15 protein-coding genes are annotated in these 17,482 nt (G+C 71.7%); 12 read left to right on the top strand and 3 right to left on the bottom strand.

Features of this window, described 5'->3' with window-relative positions; translation table 11 throughout:
• Positions 1 to 2: 2 nt before the first annotated feature.
• The 10 genes from ACWEVS_RS19735 (at position 3) to ACWEVS_RS19690 (ending at position 11,813) form a co-directional block, all read left to right on the top strand.
• Complete coding sequence (locus ACWEVS_RS19735) at positions 3 to 416, top strand: hypothetical protein (protein ID WP_449928811.1); 414 nt, start codon at positions 3 to 5, stop codon at positions 414 to 416.
• 95 nt (positions 417 to 511) lie between these two features.
• A complete protein-coding gene (gene ligA / locus ACWEVS_RS19730) occupies positions 512 to 2,692 on the top strand; it encodes an NAD-dependent DNA ligase LigA (protein ID WP_449928809.1) in 2,181 nt (726 codons plus the stop codon).
• Positions 2,693 to 2,717: 25 nt separating this feature from the next.
• Positions 2,718 to 2,927: an EF-hand domain-containing protein gene (locus tag ACWEVS_RS19725; protein WP_449928807.1), complete on the top strand. Its 210-nt coding sequence runs from the start codon at positions 2,718 to 2,720 to the stop codon at positions 2,925 to 2,927.
• 229 nt (positions 2,928 to 3,156) lie between these two features.
• Positions 3,157 to 5,217: a putative bifunctional diguanylate cyclase/phosphodiesterase gene (locus ACWEVS_RS19720; protein WP_354909754.1), complete on the top strand. Its 2,061-nt coding sequence runs from the start codon at positions 3,157 to 3,159 to the stop codon at positions 5,215 to 5,217.
• A 146-nt stretch (positions 5,218 to 5,363) separates the two neighbouring features.
• Positions 5,364 to 5,663: an Asp-tRNA(Asn)/Glu-tRNA(Gln) amidotransferase subunit GatC gene (gene gatC, locus ACWEVS_RS19715; RefSeq protein WP_354909752.1), complete on the top strand. Its 300-nt coding sequence runs from the start codon at positions 5,364 to 5,366 to the stop codon at positions 5,661 to 5,663.
• Positions 5,660 to 7,150 carry an Asp-tRNA(Asn)/Glu-tRNA(Gln) amidotransferase subunit GatA gene (gatA, locus tag ACWEVS_RS19710; protein ID WP_354909750.1) on the top strand — a complete coding sequence of 497 codons (1,491 nt, stop codon included), beginning with the start codon at positions 5,660 to 5,662 and terminating at the stop codon, positions 7,148 to 7,150. Before gatC ends, gatA begins: the two co-directional genes overlap by 4 nt.
• A gap of 5 nt (positions 7,151 to 7,155) precedes the next feature.
• On the top strand, positions 7,156 to 8,640 hold the full coding sequence (gene gatB, locus ACWEVS_RS19705; RefSeq protein WP_452412973.1) for an Asp-tRNA(Asn)/Glu-tRNA(Gln) amidotransferase subunit GatB: 1,485 nt from the start codon (positions 7,156 to 7,158) through the stop codon (positions 8,638 to 8,640).
• 374 nt (positions 8,641 to 9,014) lie between these two features.
• Positions 9,015 to 10,334, top strand: coding sequence for an MFS transporter (locus tag ACWEVS_RS19700; protein WP_452552669.1), 1,320 nt, complete (start codon positions 9,015 to 9,017; stop codon positions 10,332 to 10,334).
• A 131-nt stretch (positions 10,335 to 10,465) separates the two neighbouring features.
• Positions 10,466 to 11,026, top strand: a complete 561-nt coding sequence (locus ACWEVS_RS19695) for an RNA polymerase sigma factor (RefSeq protein WP_449928802.1) — start codon at positions 10,466 to 10,468, stop codon at positions 11,024 to 11,026.
• Positions 11,019 to 11,813: a hypothetical protein gene (locus ACWEVS_RS19690; protein ID WP_452552668.1), complete on the top strand. Its 795-nt coding sequence runs from the start codon at positions 11,019 to 11,021 to the stop codon at positions 11,811 to 11,813. Before ACWEVS_RS19695 ends, ACWEVS_RS19690 begins: the two co-directional genes overlap by 8 nt.
• 192 nt (positions 11,814 to 12,005) lie before the next feature.
• Here the strand turns inward: ACWEVS_RS19690 and ACWEVS_RS19685 are convergent, their stop codons facing one another.
• The 3 genes from ACWEVS_RS19685 to ACWEVS_RS19675 are packed head-to-tail and all read right to left on the bottom strand — an operon-like array spanning position 12,006 to position 15,103.
• Positions 12,006 to 13,535, bottom strand: coding sequence for a tripartite tricarboxylate transporter permease (locus tag ACWEVS_RS19685; RefSeq protein ID WP_452552667.1), 1,530 nt, complete (start codon positions 13,533 to 13,535; stop codon positions 12,006 to 12,008).
• Entirely contained in the window at positions 13,536 to 14,144 is a 609-nt protein-coding gene (locus tag ACWEVS_RS19680) for a tripartite tricarboxylate transporter TctB family protein (protein ID WP_452412442.1), read from the bottom strand.
• The gene (locus ACWEVS_RS19675; protein WP_452552665.1) at positions 14,144 to 15,103 is read right to left on the bottom strand and encodes a tripartite tricarboxylate transporter substrate binding protein; all 960 of its coding nucleotides are present in this window, start codon (positions 15,101 to 15,103) and stop codon (positions 14,144 to 14,146) included. Before ACWEVS_RS19675 ends, ACWEVS_RS19680 begins: the two co-directional genes overlap by 1 nt.
• Positions 15,104 to 15,249: 146 nt before the next feature.
• On the opposite strand from ACWEVS_RS19675, the gene ACWEVS_RS19670 reads away from it, so the two are divergent.
• Entirely contained in the window at positions 15,250 to 16,782 is a 1,533-nt protein-coding gene (locus ACWEVS_RS19670; protein ID WP_449928794.1) for an ATP-binding protein, read from the top strand.
• Positions 16,779 to 17,432 (top strand): response regulator, encoded by a 654-nt coding sequence (locus ACWEVS_RS19665; protein ID WP_449928792.1) that lies wholly within the window; start codon positions 16,779 to 16,781, stop codon positions 17,430 to 17,432. The genes ACWEVS_RS19670 and ACWEVS_RS19665 overlap by 4 nt, the downstream gene beginning before the upstream one ends.
• The last annotated feature ends 50 nt before the right edge of the window (positions 17,433 to 17,482 follow it).

Here is a 17,482-nt window from a genome sequence, read left to right as displayed (position 1 = left end):
CCTTGAGACGTCCCATCGCCACCGCCGTCCTGCTGACCTCACTCGCGCTCCCGCCGGCGCCCGCGTACGCGGGCTCGGCCGTCACGGTTTCCGGACCCGGAGGCAACTGGGCCGCGGTCACCGCCACCATCAGGGACGGCAAGCTGACCGTCACCGTGCCGACGGTCACCGACAAGCACAACGACCGCAACTGCACCTGGGTGATCCTGCTGCTCAGGCTCAGGGGCGACGCCGACCGGCGGGTCGTGGCACGGTGGGAGGCGGCCACCAACCGCAACTGCGGGAACAGGAACCGCTCGCTGCCGGTGTACGAGAGGGGCGGCGGCGTCGAGCGCGTGTCGGCCCAGCTGTGTCTCAGCCCCGCGAGCTCGCCGCCGAGGGAGGCGTGCTCGGCCACGTGGAAGCGGGTGGCGTGAGAGGCGGACGGCGAGGCGGACGGCAGGGCCCGTCGGGAGCCGAATGTCGGTGCCGCGAGATAGCGTTCTCTCAGGTTTGACGGAGGGAGTAAGCGATGAGCGCCGAGGTCGAGGGCGTGCCCGTGGACGCGCTGAAGCGCCACGCCGAGCTGAGCGAGCTGGTGGAGGAGGCGCGCTGGCGCTACTACGTCCTCGACCAGCCGACGGTGAGCGACGCGGAGTTCGACGGCTGGTTCAACGAGCTGCTCGCGCTCGAGGAGGCCCATCCGAAGCTCCAGACGCCCGACTCGCCGACGCAGAAGGTCGGGGCGCCCGTCTCGGGTGACTTCGAGAAGGTCGAGCACCTGCAGAAGATGGAGAGCCTCGACAACGCCTTCACCGACGCCGACATCGCCGCCTGGCAGGTCAGGGCGGAGCGGCTGGCCGAGGGCGACCCGGGCCCCTACCTGTGCGAGCTGAAGATCGACGGGCTGGCCATCGCGCTGGTCTACCGGAACGGCAGGCTGGAGCGCGGCGCCACCAGAGGCGACGGGCGCACCGGCGACGAGGTGACGGCCAACGTCCGCACGATCACCGGCATCCCCCACCGGCTCGTGGGCAGCGACATCCCCTCGCTGGTCGAGGTGCGCGGCGAGGTCTACATCCCGGTCGAGGAGTTCGAGAAGCTCAACGAGCAGTTGGTCGAGCAGGGCAAGCCGCCGTTCGCCAACCCGCGCAACGCCGCCGCGGGCACGTTGCGGCAGAAGGACCCGCGCATCACCGCGCAGCGACCGCTGCGGATGCTGGTGCACGGTGTCGGCGTCTGGGAGGGCGCGGCCGAGCCGCAGGCGCAGTCACAGGTCTACGACCGGCTGCGGGAGTTCGGGCTGCCGGTCAGCGACCTCTACCGGGTGGTGCCCGACGTGCGGGGCATCGACGACTTCATCGAGCACTACCGCAAGCACCGCCACGACCCCGCCTACGAGATCGACGGCGTGGTCGTCAAGGTCGACAAGATCAGGACCCAGCGGGAGCTCGGCTCCACCTCGCGGGCGCCGCGCTGGGCGATCGCCTACAAGTACCCGCCGGAGGAGGTCAACACCAAGCTCCTCGGGATCGAGGTCGGCATCGGGCGCACCGGTCGCGTCACGCCGTACGCGGTGATGGAGCCCATCGTGGTGGCCGGGTCCACGGTCGAGCGGGCCACCCTTCACAACGCCGCGATCGTGGAGAAGAAGGGCGTGCTCATCGGCGACACCGTCGTGCTGCGCAAGGCGGGCGACGTCATCCCGGAGATCGTCGGGCCGGTGACCGCGCTGCGCGACGGCTCCGAGCGCGCGTTCGTCATGCCGACCCACTGCCCCGAGTGCGGCACCGAGCTGGCCTACGAGAAGGAGGGCGACGCCGACCTGCGCTGCCCCAACGCCCTGGGCTGCCGCGCGCAGCTCCGCGAGCGCCTCTACTTCGCGGCGGGGCGCAAGGCCCTCGACATCGAGGGCCTGGGCTACGTCGCGGCCACGGCGCTGAGCCAGCCGGTGGCCGAGCAGGAGCCGGTGGTGCGCACCGAGGCCGACCTGTTCGACCTCACGCTGGAGCAGCTGGTGCCGATCAGGTCGGTGGTGCGCGACCAGGAGACCGGCCTGCCCAAGATCGACCCCAAGACCGGCGAGCCGAAGGTCGTCTCGTTCTTCTCCAACGTCAACGGCCAGCCGAGCCAGAACGCGCTGAAGCTCATCGACGAGCTGGAGCAGGCCAAGCAGGTCCCGCTCTGGCGGGTCCTGGTCGCGCTGTCCATCCGCCACATCGGCCCGCCGACGGCCCAGGCGCTGGCCGGGGCGCTGCGCTCGATCGACGAGGTCATGAACGCCTCCGAGGAGGAGCTGAGCGCGGTCGAGGGCATCGGCCCGCGCGTGGCCGCCACGGTCCGCGAGTGGTTCGAGGTCGACTGGCACCGGGAGATCATCGAGCGCTGGCGGGCGGCCGGGGTCCGCATGGCCGACGAGCCGGCCCCGGAGAAGGGCCCGCAGATCCTGGAGGGCCTCACCTTCGTCGTCACCGGCACCCTCGAGGGCTTCACCCGCGACTCCGCCGCCGCGGCCATCACCGGCAGGGGCGGCAAGGTGGCCGGGTCGGTGTCGAAGAAGACCGCCTTCGTCGTCGTGGGGGAGAACGCCGGGTCGAAGTACGACAAGGCGGTCAGCCTCGGGGTGCCCGTCCTCGACGAGGCCGGATTCCATGTCCTCCTCGACAAGGGCGCGGAAGCGGCTGCCGAGGTGGCGGTGAAGCCGGAAGAATAGCCCTCTCCACGGAAAGGGTTCACATATGTCGGATCTCAGCCCCGAGCGGCTGGCGGAGCTGCGCCAGACCTTCGACGCGATCGACGCCAGCGGCGACGGCTTCATCAGCCAGGCGGAGCTGGTTCGCCACTTCCCCGGGCTTCCCGGGGAGGCGCTCGGTTCGCTCGAGCAGAACGCCGACGCCGACGGTGACGGCCGCATCTCCTTCGAGGAGTTCGTCAGGCTCGTGGGGTGAACGCGGGGCGGGAGCGGCTGCGGTCACGGCCGCCCCTCGCCGGCGTGACGGGGAGCCCCTGAGGGGGCGGCAGTGACCAGGGGGAACCACTGTCGAGCAAAAACGTACAAAAGATGCTTCTTGCCGATAAATCTGGGCAAGTGGTGTGACGGAACGTAGGCGGGTGGTTTCGGGAAGTGGGGTGGAGGTCGTACCCTCCCATAGTGACCTCTTGGGGGTTCTGTTACCGATGACCGACCCAACTGACACGCGCGACACGGGACCACGTGTGGGAAGCCCGCTCTGGGCCTTCCTCCTGGCGGTCTCCGTGATCGGCTTCACCGCGCTCCTCGTGGCCGAGCTACGACTCGACCTGGCGGGCCTGGCCGAGCTGGCCAGGACTCCGCTCTTCTGGGTGCTCGCCGTGCTGGTGGTGCTGGGCGAGCTGCGTCCCGTCATGGTGTCCTCGGCGACCGCCGTGGGCGGCACCTACCCGGCGACCATGTTCACCTTCGCCGTGTTACTGCACTACGGCCTGCCGGTGGCGGTGCTCATGCAGGTGGTCGGCATCGCGGTCAACGGGATCGTCACGCGCAAGGCGTGGCATCGGGTGATGTTCAACATCGCGCAGGCGACGCTGGCGTTCACCGCGGCGGCGGTCGTGCTGGGGCTGTTCGGCATCGTGCCGACCCCGTCGGCGCCCTGGGTGCCGGCCGGGTTCGCCATGGTGCCCATCGCGCTGTCGGGTGTCGCCTACTTCGCCGCGCGGGCGCTGCTGGTGTGCGGCGCGGTCGCCCTGCACGAGCGGCGCTCGCTCAGCAGGGTGCTGCGCGCGACCGTGGGGCCGCAGGCGCTCGTCTACGCCGGGCTGCTCGGGCTCGCGCCGCTGGTCGTCGTCGTCATGCAGGACTCTCCGGGGCTGGTGCCGCTGTTCGTGGCGCCGCTGGCCGCCGTCTACTTCACCGCCACGCTGTCCATGCGCCGCGACCACCAGGCCCTGCACGACGAGCTGACCGGCCTGCCCAACCGCAAGATGCTGATCGTCTCGACCGAGGAGGCGCTGGCCGAGTGCCGCCCCGACGAGCGGGTCGGCCTCTTCCTGATCGACCTCGACCGGTTCAAGGAGGTCAACGACACGATGGGCCACCCGGTCGGCGACCGGCTGCTGCAGATGGTGGCCCACCGGCTGACCCACTCGGTACGGCCGGGCGACGTGGTCGCGCGCCTCGGCGGCGACGAGTTCGCCGTGCTGTTGCCGTCCATCAGGGACACGCACGCCGCCAGGGAGGTCGCAGCCCGGCTCAGGGCCGCCCTCACCGAGCCCGTGCGCCTGGAGGGCATGACCTTCGACATGGACGGCTCGGTCGGCATCGCGCTCTTCCCCGACCACGCGCCCGACTTCGAGCTGCTGCTGCAGCGTGCCGACGTGGCGATGTACCTGGCCAAGGAGGGCCGCACGGGCGTCGAGCTCTACCAGCCCGACAAGGACCGCAACTCGCCCGAACGTCTCGGCCTGCTCGGCGATCTGCGCCGCGCGGTCGACAACCGCGAGCTGCGCCTGCACTACCAGCCCAAGGTCGACCTGGCCACCGGCGAGGTGCGCGGGATGGAGGCGCTGCTGCGCTGGCGCCACCCCGTGCGGGGGCCGATCTCGCCCGCCGACTTCATCCCGCTGGCCGAGCAGTCCTACCTGATGCGCCAGATCACCGAGTACGTCATCGACGCGGCCATGGAGCAGGCCGCCCGCTGGTGGCACACCGGGCTCCAGGTGCAGATCTCGGTCAACGTCTCCGCCCGTGACCTGCTCGACTCCGCGCTGCCCGACCAGCTGGAGGCGGGGCTGTCCCGCTTCCGGCTGCCGCCGGAGGCGATCCAGCTCGAGGTCACCGAGCGGATCCTGATGGGCGACCAGGCCTACACCCACGACACCATCAGGGCGCTGGCCGCCCTCGGCGTGCCCCTGGCGCTGGACGACTTCGGCACCGGCTACTCGTCGCTGATCCGCCTGCAGCGGCTGGCCGCCTCCGAGGTCAAGATCGACGCCTCGTTCGTGCAGCGGATGTCGTGCTCGGAGGACGACGAGCGGATCGTGCGCTCGATCGTCGACCTGGTGCGCTCGCTCGGGCTGCGGTCGGTCGCCGAGGGCGTGGAGTCCGACGAGCTGGCGCTCCGGCTGGCCGACATGGGGTGCGACATGGGGCAGGGCTGGCTGTTCGGCCGGGCGATGGCGCCGGCCGACGCGACGGTCTGGCTGCGGGAGCGGGTCGGGGTGGAGGAGATCGACTACGTGGAGATCTCGCAGACCGTCTGACGCCCGCCTGCGGGCCGCGTCGACGCCGAACGGCCCGCTTCCGGCCGCCGCCACGCCACAGGCGTGTTAACGGTTCGGCCACCCTGCGTCAAGAGCCCTAGGATGACACTGTCCAAACTCCATCCATGAAACGGGTTCAACGACTCATGTCCGCCATAACCCGCGACGAGGTCGCGCACCTGGCCCGGTTGTCCCGGCTGGCGATCTCCGACGACGAGCTCGACCACTACGCCACCCAGCTCGATGACATCATCGCCGCGGTCGCGAAGGTGGCAGAGGTCGCCGCTGAGGACGTCCCGCCTTCGTCGCACGCGCTTCCGCTGACCAATGTGTTCCGTGCCGACGAGGTGCGACAGTCCCTCACGCCCGAGCAGGCGCTCTCGGGCGCGCCGGCCGTCGAGGACGACCGCTTCCGGGTTCCGCGCATTCTCGGGGAGGAAGCATGAGTCTGATCCGCAAGACCGCCGCCGAGCTGGGCGCGCTGATCGCCGCGGGCGAGGTGAGCGCGGTCGAGGTCGCCGAGGCGCATCTCGACCGCGTCGAGCAGGTCGAGCCCCAGGTCCAGTCGTTCCTCCACGTCGACCGCGAGGTCACGCTGGAGCAGGCGCGCGCCGTCGACGCCAGGCGGGCGGCCGGCGAGAAGCTCGGCCCGCTCGCGGGCGTGCCGATCGCGCACAAGGACATCTTCGCCACCAAGGACATGCCGACCACGGCCGCGTCCAAGATCCTCGAGGGGTGGCGCCCGCCGTACGACGCGACGGTGACCGCGCGGCTGCGCCAGGCGGGCCTGGTCATCCTGGGCAAGACCAACCTCGACGAGTTCGCGATGGGCTCCTCCACCGAGAACTCCGCCTACCACGCCACGCGCAACCCGTGGGACCTCAGCAGGATCCCCGGCGGCTCGTCCGGCGGGTCGAGCGCGGCGGTCGCCGCCTACCAGGCGCCGCTGTCGACCGGCACCGACACCGGCGGCTCGATCAGGCAGCCCGCCGCCGTCACCGGCATCGTGGGCATGAAGCCGACCTACGGCGGGTCCTCCCGCTACGGCCTGATCGCCTTCGCCAGCTCCCTCGACACCCCCGGGCCCTTCGCCCGCAACGTCATGGACGCGGCCCTGCTGCACGCGGCCTTCTCCGGGCACGACCCGATGGACTCCACCTCCATCGACGCGCCCGTGCCCGACGTCGTCGAGGCGGCGCGCAACGCCGACATCGCGGGGATGCGCATCGGCGTCGTCAAGGAGTTCGACGGCGAGGGCTACCAGCAGGGCGTGCTCAACCGCTTCCACGACACCGTCGCGCTGCTGGAGTCGCTGGGCGCCAAGGTCGTCGAGGTCTCCTGCCCGTCGTTCACGACGGCGCTGCCGGCCTACTACCTGATCGCGCCCTCGGAGTGCTCGTCCAACCTGGCCCGCTTCGACGCCATGCGCTACGGCCTGCGCGTCGGCGACGACGGCACCCGCAGCGCCGAGGAGGTGATGGCGCTGACCAGGGCCGCGGGCTTCGGTCCCGAGGTCAAGCGGCGCATCATGCTCGGCACCTACGCGCTGTCGAGCGGCTACTACGACGCCTACTACGGCCAGGCGCAGAAGGTCCGCACGCTCATCGCGCGCGACTTCGAGGCCGCCTTCCACCAGGTCGACGTGCTGATCTCGCCGACCACGCCGACGACGGCGTTCCCGATCGGCGAGCGCGCCGACGACCCGATGGCGATGTATCTCGCCGACCTGTGCACGATCCCGTCCAACCTGGCCGGCAACGCGGCCATCTCGGTGCCCTGCGGCCTGGCCGACGAGGACAACCTGCCGGTCGGCCTGCAGATCATGGCCCCGGTCCTGGGCGACGACCGCTGCTACCGGGTCGGCGCCGCGGTCGAGAAGGCCCTGGAGAGCCGCTGGGGCGGCCCGCTGCTGAAGGAGGCTCCCGAACTGTGAGCGTCATGGCATACGACGAGGCCCTCGACCGGTTCGAGCCGGTCCTCGGCCTGGAGACCCACGTCGAGCTCGGCACCGCGTCGAAGATGTTCTGCGGCTGCCCCACGGCCTTCGGCGCTCCGCCCAACACACAGACCTGCCCGACCTGCCTCGCGCTGCCCGGCTCGCTGCCGGTGGCCAACGCCGAGGCGATCGAGTCGACGATCAGGATCGGCCTGGCGCTGAACTGCTCCATCGCCGAGTGGTGCCGCTTCGCCCGGAAGAACTACTTCTATCCGGACATGCCGAAGAACTACCAGATCTCCCAGTACGACGAGCCGCTCTGCTCCGACGGCTACCTCGACGTCGAGGTCGACGGCAAGATCGTGCGGATCGAGATCGAGCGCGTCCACCTGGAGGAGGACACCGGCAAGTCCACCCACGTGGGTGGCGCGACCGGCCGCATCCACGGCGCCGACTACTCCATCGTCGACTACAACCGCGCGGGCATTCCGCTGGTCGAGATCGTCACCAAGCCGATCCCGGGCGCCGACCGCCTCGCCCCCGAGGTGGCTCGCGCCTACGGCGCCGAGCTGCGCGAGCTCATGCGCTCGCTGGGCGTCTCCGACGTCCGCATGGAGGAGGGCTCCATGCGCTTCGACGTCAACGTCTCGCTCATGCCGCGCGGGTCGTCGGAGTGGGGCACCCGTACCGAGACCAAGAACGTCAACTCGCTGCGCAGCGTCGAGCGGGCGGTCCGCAGCGAGATCCAGCGGCAGGCGGCGATCCTCGCCGACGGCGGCCGGATCACCCAGGAGACCCGCCACTTCCACGAGGACACCGGCACGACCACGTCAGGCAGGTCCAAGGAGGAGGCGCAGGACTACCGCTACTTCCCCGAGCCCGACCTGGTGCCGATCGCGCCGGATCCCGCCTGGGTGGCCAAGCTCAAGGCCGAGCTGCCCGAGCTGCCGTCGGTCCGCCGCAAGCGCCTGCAGACCGAGTGGGGCGTGACCGACCACGACATGGAGTCGATGTACAACGCCGGCGCCATCGAGATCGTGGAGGCCACGATCGCGGCGGGCGCTCCCGCGGCCGACGCCCGCAAGTGGTGGATGGGCGAGCTGGCCCGCAGGGCGAACGAGGCCGGCGTCTCCCTGGCGGAGCTGCCCATCACCCCGGCGCAGGTCGCCAGGGTGACCGAGCTGGTCGCCTCCGGCGCGCTGAACGACAAGCTGGCCCGCGAGGCGCTCGACGGCGTGCTGGCCGGCGAGGGGGACCCCGACGAGGTCGTCGCGGCCCGCGGCCTGCAGATCGCCGACGAGGGCGAGCTGGTGGCGATCATCGACGGCGTCCTCGCCGGCAACGCCGACGCGGCGGAGAAGGTCCGCTCCGGCAAGATCGCCGCGGTGGGCGCGCTGGTCGGCGGCGTCATGAAGGCCAGCCGGGGCAAGGCCGACGCGGCCAGGGCCCGCGAGCTGATCCTGGAGCGGCTCGGCGTCTCCGAGTAGCCGACGCCCAGGCACGACGACCCCGGCACGCAACCCGTGCCGGGGTCGTCGCGTTCCCGCCCTGCCGCCCTGCCTGCTCCCCACCGCGCCCCTCCGCCGGAACGCCGGAAAGCCGGAATGCCGGAAAGCCGGCATCCGGGAATCCGGGAATCCGGGAATCCGGAAAGCAGGGATGCCGGGAAGCCGGGATGCTGGGAAAGCCAGGATGCCGGGATGCTGGGAAAGCCAGGATGCCGGGATGCTGGGAAAGCCAGGATGCCGGGTGGCCGGGAGGGCCGAAAACGGCCTCGCCGGGTGCCTAGGGCGATGTACGGAGGAGGGCCTAGGACCAGCGCACGATGTGCGGGCGAGGGCCCGTCCGTAGCGTCGGTGGCATGTCGCGCAAATCTCTGACAGCGGGTCTGGTGGCGTTGGTGTCGCTGGTGGCCTTCGAGTACATCGCGGTGGCGATCGCCATGCCGGTCGTGGCGCGCGAGTTCGGCGGTCTCCACCTGTACGGCCTGGCGTTCAGCGGCGCGATGGCGGCCGCGGTGGTCGGCACGGTCCTCGGCGGCCGGTGGGCCGACGTGAAGGGCCCGAGCGCACCGCTGTGGACGGGGGCGGCGGGGTTCACCGGCGGCCTGCTGGTGGCCGGGCTGGCCACCTCCATGGAGATGCTGATCGCCGGACGACTCGTGCAGGGTTTCGGCGGAGCGCTGGTCAACGTGGCGCTCTACGTGGTGGTGGCCAGGGTCTATCCGGAGGAGTCACACCCGAAGATCTTCTCCTTGTTCGCCACCGCGTGGGTCGTGCCGTCCATGGTCGGCCCGGCGGTCGTCGGGCTGGTGGTCGGCACGCTCGGCTGGCGCTGGGTGTTCCTCCTGGTGCCCGCGCTGACGGTGGTCGCGGCGTTGATCCTGATGCGTGGACTGGCGGGGCAGCCGGTCACGGGCGGGCAGGCCGCGCCCGCTCCCGGCCTGGGCGGGAAGGTGGCGTGGGCGGCGCTGACGGCCGTGGGCGCGGGCCTCATGCAGTACGGCAGCGACGGCAGGCTGGCGCTGCTCCTGGCGGGTCTGGCGCTGCTGCTGTTCGCGTTGCCGAAGCTGCTGCCCGCGGGGACGCTGCGCGCGGCCAGGGGCCTGCCCGCCGTGGTGGCGCTGCGCGGGCTGACCGCCGCGGCCTTCTTCGCCGCCGAGGTGATCGTCCCGCTGATGCTGATCAACGAGCGCGGCATGTCGCCGCTGCTGGCCGGGTTCGCCCTCACTGGGGGCGCGCTGACCTGGTCGTTCGCGTCGTGGCTGCAGGGGCGTGAGGTGTTCGGCAGGTCGGTGAACCTGTTCGGCGGCACCGCCGCGGTCGCGCTCGGCATCCTGCTCATGGGCGCCGTCACCTTCGACGCCGTGCCCGTCGCCCTCGCCTACCCGTCGTGGATCATCACCGGGTTCGGCATGGGCCTGGTCTACCCGACGCTGTCGGTGCTCACGCTGGAGCTGTCCAGGCCGGGCGAGCAGGGCGTCAACAGCTCGGCGCTGCAGGTGGGCGAGTCGGTGTTCTCCGTGGTGTCCGTGGCGGTGACCAGCGCGCTGTTCACCGGCGTCGGTCAGGGCTACTGGGCGGTCTACGCGGCGACGCTGGTCATGGCGCTGGCGGGCCTGTGGGTGGCACCCCGGTTCCGGGCGAACCCGACGTCCTCCGCGGCGGTCGTACCCATGTGATGACTTCCGCCGGCGCGGGGGACGGTCACCGTCCCCCGCCCTTCCGCGTCGAGAGCTGGGACGGCGGCCGTGAAAGCGGATCGGCCGATCGGGTGATACCTCTGGACAGCCTCGTCCACGGAGGGCCACCCATGACCGTTACCGCGGTGCGCGAGCCGGATCTCGCCCGACCCGAGGGGTTCCGCGAGATCTTCGACGCCTACTTCGAGGAGATTTTCAGGTACGTCGCGCAGCGCCTCGGCCCCGACGACGCCGAGGACGTGGTCGCCGAGACCTTCCTCACCGCCTTCCGCAAACGCGACCGCTACGATCCCGAGCGGGCCGGCGTCAGGTCCTGGCTGTACGGCATCGCCACCAACCTCATCGGCAAGCACCGGCGGGCCGAGGTCAGGGCGCTGCGCGCCAGGGGCCGCATGGCGGCCGACCGCGACGTCTCCGGCCTGGCGGACGTGGTGGCGATGCGGGTCAGCGCGCAGAGCCTGGGGCCGAGCCTGGCCGGCGCGATCGCCCGCCTGGGCAAGGGCGACCGGGACGTGCTCCTGCTGGTGGCGCTCGCCGGGCTCTCGCACGAGGAGATCGCCACCGCGCTCGGCATCCCGTACGGCACGGTCGGCTCCCGCCTGAACCGCGCCAGGAAGAAGCTGCGCAAGGCCCTTGGCGGCACCAACCCGATGGAGGGCGACCATGGATGACCTGCGGCGGATCAGGGAGCTGTACGGCGAGCCCGCGCCGGACCAGGCGGCCAGGAACAGGGTCAGGGCCAGGCTCGAGGCCGAGCGCGGCCCCGCCCCTGTCTCCAGCCGGCGTCCGCGCTGGACGCCGCTGCTGGCCGGGCTCGCCGTCATGGTCGTCGCCGCGGTGGCCTTCGTCGTGCCGAGGCTGCACGCCGACCACACGGGCACCGACAAGGCGAGTGTCCTGCTCGCCGCGGCGGGCGCGGCGGCGGCCGTCCCTCCGGCGAAGGGCGCCTACTGGTACGTCAAGCGCGTGGTGAACGGCTCCGACGTCAAGGAGCTGTGGGCGGGAAGGGACGGCCGCGCCTGGACGAGGGAGCACAAGGGCACGACCACTGTCACCACCAAGACCGACGAGCCGTTCACCCTGAACGGGCACCCCATGACGATCGCCCAGATCGAGGCGCTTCCCGCCGACCCCGGCGCGCTGCGCGCCCACGTGACCGACATGCTCGGCGGCGTGCCGGAACGGGACCGCGGCGGCGTGGTCGCCGACGCGCTCACCGGCCTGCTGTGGAGCAAGCCCGCCCCGCCCGGCGTGCGCGCCGCCGCCTACCGGGCCCTGGCCGACCTGCCCGACGTGCGCTACCTCGGCAGGTCGACCTTCGGCTACACGGTGCGCGGGGTGGAGCGCGAGCTGGTCATCGACGCGCGCACCAGCCAGGTGGTGAAGGCCAGCACAGCAGGCAGGACGGAGGTCGTGCTGGTGGCCGGGTGGACCGACGAGAAGCCGGCGATCTCCTGATCGGCCTCCTGATCGGCCTCGCGATCGGTCTCCTGATCGGCCTCGCGATCGGTCTCCTGATCGGCCTTCCACTCGGCCTTCTGATCGGCCTCCTGGTCGGCTCGGGGCGCGGCCCCGCGGGGTGGACGGGCCGGCGGGGCCGTGACGTTCGCGTTCCCGCGGCCGTCCGGGTGACGCCGGACGGGCCCGCGTTCAGTCCTCCGGCGGCCGATGCGTGCTCGCCGCCACGGCGGGGTGGCGGCGTGCCCACAGCCGCCGGAACAGCGGCGTCAGCAGGGCGAGCGCGGCCAGCGTCAGCAGGACGGCCGCGATCGGGCTCCTGACCAGCGTGGTCACGTCGCCCGCGCTGATGGCCAGCGCCCTGCGCAGCTGCTTCTCCGCCATCGGGCCGAGGATCATGCCGATCACCGCGGGGGCGATCGGCAGGCCGAAGCGCCGCATGGCGTAGCCGAGCAGGCCGAGCACGAACAGCACCACCAGGTCGACGGCCGAGGAGTTCAGCGCGTAGACGCCGAGCGCCGCGAACAGCACGATGCCCGCGTAGAGGTAGGGGCGCGGGACGCGCAGGACGCGGGCCCAGAGCGGGGCCAGCGGCAGGTTCAACACCAGCAGCATCGTGTTGCCGATGAACAGCGAGGCGATCATGCCCCACACCAGGGCGGGGTTATGGTCGAACAGCTGGGGTCCTGGCTGCAGGCCGTACTGCTGGAAGGCGGCCAGCAGGATCGCCGCGGTGGCCGAGGTGGGCAGGCCGAGCGTGAGCAGCGGGACGAGCGTGCCCGCCGCGGACGCGTTGTTGGCCGCCTCGGGGCCGGCGACGCCCTCGATGGCGCCCTTGCCGTACTCCTCCCTGGCCGCGCCGCGGGCGAGCTTCTTCTCCGTGGCGTAGGACAGGAAGGTCGGGATCTCCGCCCCGCCGCCGGGCAGCGCGCCGAACGGGAAGCCGAGCGCGGTGCCGCGCAGCCACGGCTTCCAGGAGCGGCGCCAGTCGGCGCGGCCCATCCACGCCGCCCCCACCGGGACCACCTCGGGGCCGGCGTGCCGCAGCCTGGAGGCCACGTAGAGCGCCTCGCCCAGCGCGAACAGGCCGACCGCGACGATCACCACGTCGATGCCGTCCAGCAGCTGGTCGATGCCGAAGGTGAGGCGGGCCTGCCCGGTCTGCTCGTCGATGCCGATCAGGCCGATGACCAGCCCCAGGCCGAGGGAGGCCAGGCCACGGATCATCGAGCGCGACAGCACCGAGGAGACCGCGGTGAAGGCCAGGACGGCCAGCGCGAAGTAGTCCTCGGGGCCGAAGGAGATGGCGAAGTCGACCACCGCGGGAGCGGCGACGACCAGCAGGCCGGTGGCCAGCGTGCCGGCGACGAACGAGCCGATCGCGGCGGTGGCCAGCGCCTGCGCGGCCCTGCCCCGCCTGGCCATCTTGTTGCCCTCCAGCGCGGTGATCATCGAGGACGACTCGCCGGGCGTGTTGAGCAGGATGGACGTGGTGGACCCGCCGTACATGCCGCCGTAGTAGATGCCGGCGAACATGATGAACGCGCTGGCCGGAGGCACGGTGAAGGTGATCGGCAGCAGCAGCGCCACGGTCATGGCGGGGCCGATGCCGGGCAGGACGCCGACCAGCGTGCCGAGGGTGACGCCGACGAGCGCGTAGAGCAGGTTGACGGGCGTGAGCGCGGTGGCGAAGCCCTCCAGGAGCGCCTGGAGCGAATCCACTCAGATCACCCCCTGCAGCAGGCCGCCCGGCAGCGAGACGCCGAGGCCGTTGACGAAGACCACGTAGGACAGCACACCGAGGACCACGGCGATGACGGCCGCCTTGACCTTGTTCTCGGCGCCCAGGGCGACCGACAGCCCGAAGAACAGCAGCGAGGCCGACAGGACCCAGCCCAGGGTGGACAGGACCGCGGTGAAGCCCAGGAAGATGCCGCTGACCAGGCCGACGCTCTTCCAGTCGGCGGGGGCGTCGGCGTCGACGTCCTCGCTCTCCTCGGGGTCGCCCCGGCCGCCGCGCACGACGTCCAGGGTGTAGAAGGCGCCGATGAGGATCAGCGCGCCGCCGATGAGGATGGGGAAGAAGCGGGGGCCCAGGCCGAGGCGGGACGTGGCGGCGGAGACGTCGAGCGTGCCGACGATGACCAGCACGCCGAGCGCGAGGACGGTGACCGACAGCCCCATCTCGGGCCGCCACCACCCGCGCTTCCCGGCCTCGCCGACCGGCGCCCGGTCGTCAGGGGGAGGGCCGGCCGGGCCAGGACGCGGATCCTGAGCCGCGGGGACGGCGCCACGGGCCGTGGCGCCGTCCTGCTCGTGCGGGGCGGACATCAGGAGACGAGCCCCATCTCGGCGATGACGGCCTTGACGCGGGTCTGCTCGGCGGTGAGGAAGTCGGCGAACTGCTGGCCGGTCTGGAAGGCGTCGATCCAGCCGTTCTTGGCCACCGCGTCCTTCCACGCCTTCGAGCCGTGCATCGTGGTCACCAGGTCGGTGAGCGCCTTCTTGTCGGCGTCGCTCAGCCCGGCCGGCGCCACGAAGCCGCGCCAGTTGGCCAGCGCGACGTCGAGCCCGCCCTCCTTCAGCGTGGGCGCGTCGACGGTGTCGATGCGGGTGGGCGCGGAGACGGCCAGCGCGCGCAGCTTGCCGGACTTCACGTGCTCGGCGAACTCGCCGACACCGGACACGCCGATCGTGACCTTGCCGCCGAGCAGCGCGTTGAGCGCCTCACCGCCGCCGGAGTGGGCGATGTAGTTGACCTGCTTGGGGTCGACGCCGCCCGCCTTGGCCATCAGGCCGGCCAGGATGTGGTCGGTGCCGCCCGCCGAGCCGCCCGCGACCGACACCTTCGCCGGGTCGGCCTTCCACGCGGCCACCAGGTCCGCCAGCGTCTGCAGCGGCGAGTCCGCCGGCACGACGACGATCTCGTACTCCTCGGTCAGCTTGGCGATCGGCGTCGTCTCCGCCAGCGTGACCTTGGACTTGTTCTGCTCGATCGCGCCGACCATGACCAGGCCCATGGTCATGAGCATGTTGCCGTTGCCCTTCTCGCCGGCGAGCTGGGCCAGGCCGATCGTGCCGCCGGCGCCTGGGACGTTGAAGACCTCGATGGCGCGCTGGGAGTCGACGGACTTGATGGCCTGCTCGGCCGTACGGGAGGTCTGGTCCCAGCCGCCGCCCACGGCGGCGGGAGCCATGATGCGCAGCGTGCCGGAGCCACTGCCGCCCGCGCCCTGGCCGCAGCCGGTCAGGGCCGCCACGGCGACGGCGGCGAGTATGCGGAGTCGCATGATCACTCCAATGTGGGGGGTGTCACAATCTCGAATACTGGATAGTGAAACGCACATTTCCTGGCGTCGACCATTTACGCGTTTCCCGTCGTAAAGGTCATATTGGTCGCGACCCTCGCGTGACCTGCCGGTGCTTCCATGGCCCTGTGAGACTCGGCACGCAACTCTTCGTGCTGCAGATGGTGATCGTCGTGCTCGCCGTCAGCGGCACGGCTGTCGTGTGGGCCCAGCACACCCGCAGGCAGCTCGACTCGCAGTACCAGCAGCGGGCGCTGGCGATCGCCGAAGCGGTGGCGGGAATGCCACAGGTGCGTGCCGCCTTCGCCACGGGGGATCCGGCCGTCCTGCTGCAGCCGATCGCCGCGGGCGTCCAGCTGGAGACCGGGGCCGACTACGTCGTGATCGCCAACAGGGAGCAGAAGCGCTACGCCCACCCCAACCCCTCGCTCATCGGCAAGCAGCTGTCCACGGACGGCTCGGCCGTCCTGCGCACCGGCCAGAAGTGGGTCGGCGTCGAGACGGGCACGATCGGCACCACCGTGCGCGGCAAGGCCCCGATCTTCGACGAGTACGGCACCGTCATCGGGCTCGCCTCGGTCGGCGTGCTCGTGGAGCGGGTGGACGCGCAGGTCGGCTCGGTGCTGGCGCCGCTGCTGTGGACGGCGCTCGCCGTCCTGGTGGCGGGTTCGGCCGGCGCCGCGCTCATCGCCCGCCGGGTGCGCAGGCAGATCTTCGGCCTGGAGCCGGGCGAGATCGCCAAGCTCCTGGAGCAGCGCGAGGGCGTCCTGCACGGCGTGAAGGAGGGCGTGCTCGCGCTCGACATGCGGGGCCGGGTGACGCTGGTCAACGACGCCGCCCGCGAGCTGCTCGGCGAGGTGGGCGACGACCTGACCCAGATGCCGGTCTCCGAGCGCATGCGCGACGTGCTCGGCGGCGCCGACCCGGGCGAGGACAGGATCGTGCTGCACGGCGAGCGCGTGCTGGTGCTCAACCGCACGCCCGTGTCCGTACGCGGCCGGCAGCGCGGCTGGGTCATCACCCTGCGCGACAGGACCGAGCTGGTCCGGCTGTCGCGCGAGCTGGAGTCGGCCAGCTCCACCACCGGGGCGCTGCGGGCCCAGGCCCACGAGTTCGCCAACCGCATGCACACCGTCGTCGGCCTGCTGGAGCTGGGCGAGCACGAGGCGGCGATCAGCTTCATCACCAGGACCACCCGCAACACCTACGCGACCGGCATCCGCGAGCGGGTCGCCGACCCCACGCTGGCCGCCCTGCTGCTGGCCAAGTCGGCGGAGGCCGCCGAGCGCGGCGCGACGCTCGTGCTCGCCGACGACACCTGCGTGCCGCAGGACGCGGTCGACGACCCGCAGGACGCCGTGCTCGTCGTCGGCAACCTGGTGGCCAACGCGCTCGACGCGCTCGACGGCGCGCCGGGCACGATCGAGGTGTCCGTCCGGGCCACGCAGGAGGGCCTGCGGGTGCGGGTCGGCGACTCAGGCCCCGGCATCACCCCCGACCTGGTCGACGAGGTCTTCAGGGAAGGGTTCACCACCAAGGCCGCCCGCTCGGGCCCACGCGGGCTCGGCCTCGCCCTGACCAGGCAGGCGTGCCTGCGCAGGGGCGGCTGGGTGCGGGTTCACAACGCGGGAGGCGCCGTGTTCACGGCGCTGCTGCCATGACCGTCAGGGTGCTCGTCGTCGACGACGACTTCATGGTGGCCCGCATCCACAGCGGCTACGTGGAGAAGGTGGAGGGGTTCGAGGTCGTGGGGGCCGTCCACACCGGCGAGGCGGCGCTGGAGGCGGTGGCCGGGCACCGTCCCGACCTGGTGCTGCTCGACATCTACCTGCCGGACATGTCGGGCCTCGAGGTGCTGAACCGGCTGCGCGGCGTCGACGTCCTCATGATCAGCGCGGCTCGCGACCTGCCGACGGTCAGGGCGGCGATGCGCGGCGGCGCGTTCAGCTATCTCATCAAACCGTTCACCGCCGCCGCGCTGGCCGAGCGGCTGGCCCAGTACGCCGACACGCGCAGGCAGCTCACCGCCATCGGCCCCGAGGTGCGCCAGGACGACATCGACCGCCTGTTCGGGGTGACGAAGACGCCGCTGCCCAAGGGCCTGTCGTCGGCGACCTGCGCGCTGGTGGCCGACGCGCTGCGCGAAGCGGGCGGCGACCTGTCGGCCAGCGAGGCCGCCACGCTGACGGGGCTGTCGAGAGTCAGCGCGCGCCGCTATCTGGAATACCTTTGTGCGGCGGGCAAGGCGGAACTGCGTCCGCGGTACGGCACGGCGGGCCGTCCCGAGCACCGCTATCGCTGGATGTCCTGATTCAAGGTACATATCGCACCAGCAGTGCCTTAGTGTTTCCTGAGGAAAGG

This window comes from Nonomuraea sp. NPDC003754 (assembly GCF_053605785.1).
The sequence above is the reverse complement of the archived record's forward strand: the minus strand, read 5'-3'. Positions and strand labels throughout refer to the sequence as shown.

Bases quoted from the DNA above. Each gene is read 5' to 3' on its own strand.
- ligA (WP_449928809.1), top strand. From the start codon at position 512: ATGAGCGCCGAGGTCGAGGGCGTGCCCGTGGACGCGCTGAAGCGCCAC.
- ACWEVS_RS19725 (WP_449928807.1), top strand. From the start codon at position 2,718: ATGTCGGATCTCAGCCCCGAGCGGCTGGCGGAGCTGCGCCAGACCTTC.
- ACWEVS_RS19720 (WP_354909754.1), top strand. From the start codon at position 3,157: ATGACCGACCCAACTGACACGCGCGACACGGGACCACGTGTGGGAAGC.
- gatC (WP_354909752.1), top strand. From the start codon at position 5,364: ATGTCCGCCATAACCCGCGACGAGGTCGCGCACCTGGCCCGGTTGTCC.
- gatA (WP_354909750.1), top strand. From the start codon at position 5,660: ATGAGTCTGATCCGCAAGACCGCCGCCGAGCTGGGCGCGCTGATCGCC.
- gatB (WP_452412973.1), top strand. From the start codon at position 7,156: ATGGCATACGACGAGGCCCTCGACCGGTTCGAGCCGGTCCTCGGCCTG.
- ACWEVS_RS19700 (WP_452552669.1), top strand. From the start codon at position 9,015: ATGTCGCGCAAATCTCTGACAGCGGGTCTGGTGGCGTTGGTGTCGCTG.
- ACWEVS_RS19695 (WP_449928802.1), top strand. From the start codon at position 10,466: ATGACCGTTACCGCGGTGCGCGAGCCGGATCTCGCCCGACCCGAGGGG.
- ACWEVS_RS19690 (WP_452552668.1), top strand. From the start codon at position 11,019: ATGGATGACCTGCGGCGGATCAGGGAGCTGTACGGCGAGCCCGCGCCG.
- ACWEVS_RS19680 (WP_452412442.1), bottom strand. From the start codon at position 14,144: ATGTCCGCCCCGCACGAGCAGGACGGCGCCACGGCCCGTGGCGCCGTC.
- ACWEVS_RS19675 (WP_452552665.1), bottom strand. From the start codon at position 15,103: ATGCGACTCCGCATACTCGCCGCCGTCGCCGTGGCGGCCCTGACCGGC.
- ACWEVS_RS19665 (WP_449928792.1), top strand. From the start codon at position 16,779: ATGACCGTCAGGGTGCTCGTCGTCGACGACGACTTCATGGTGGCCCGC.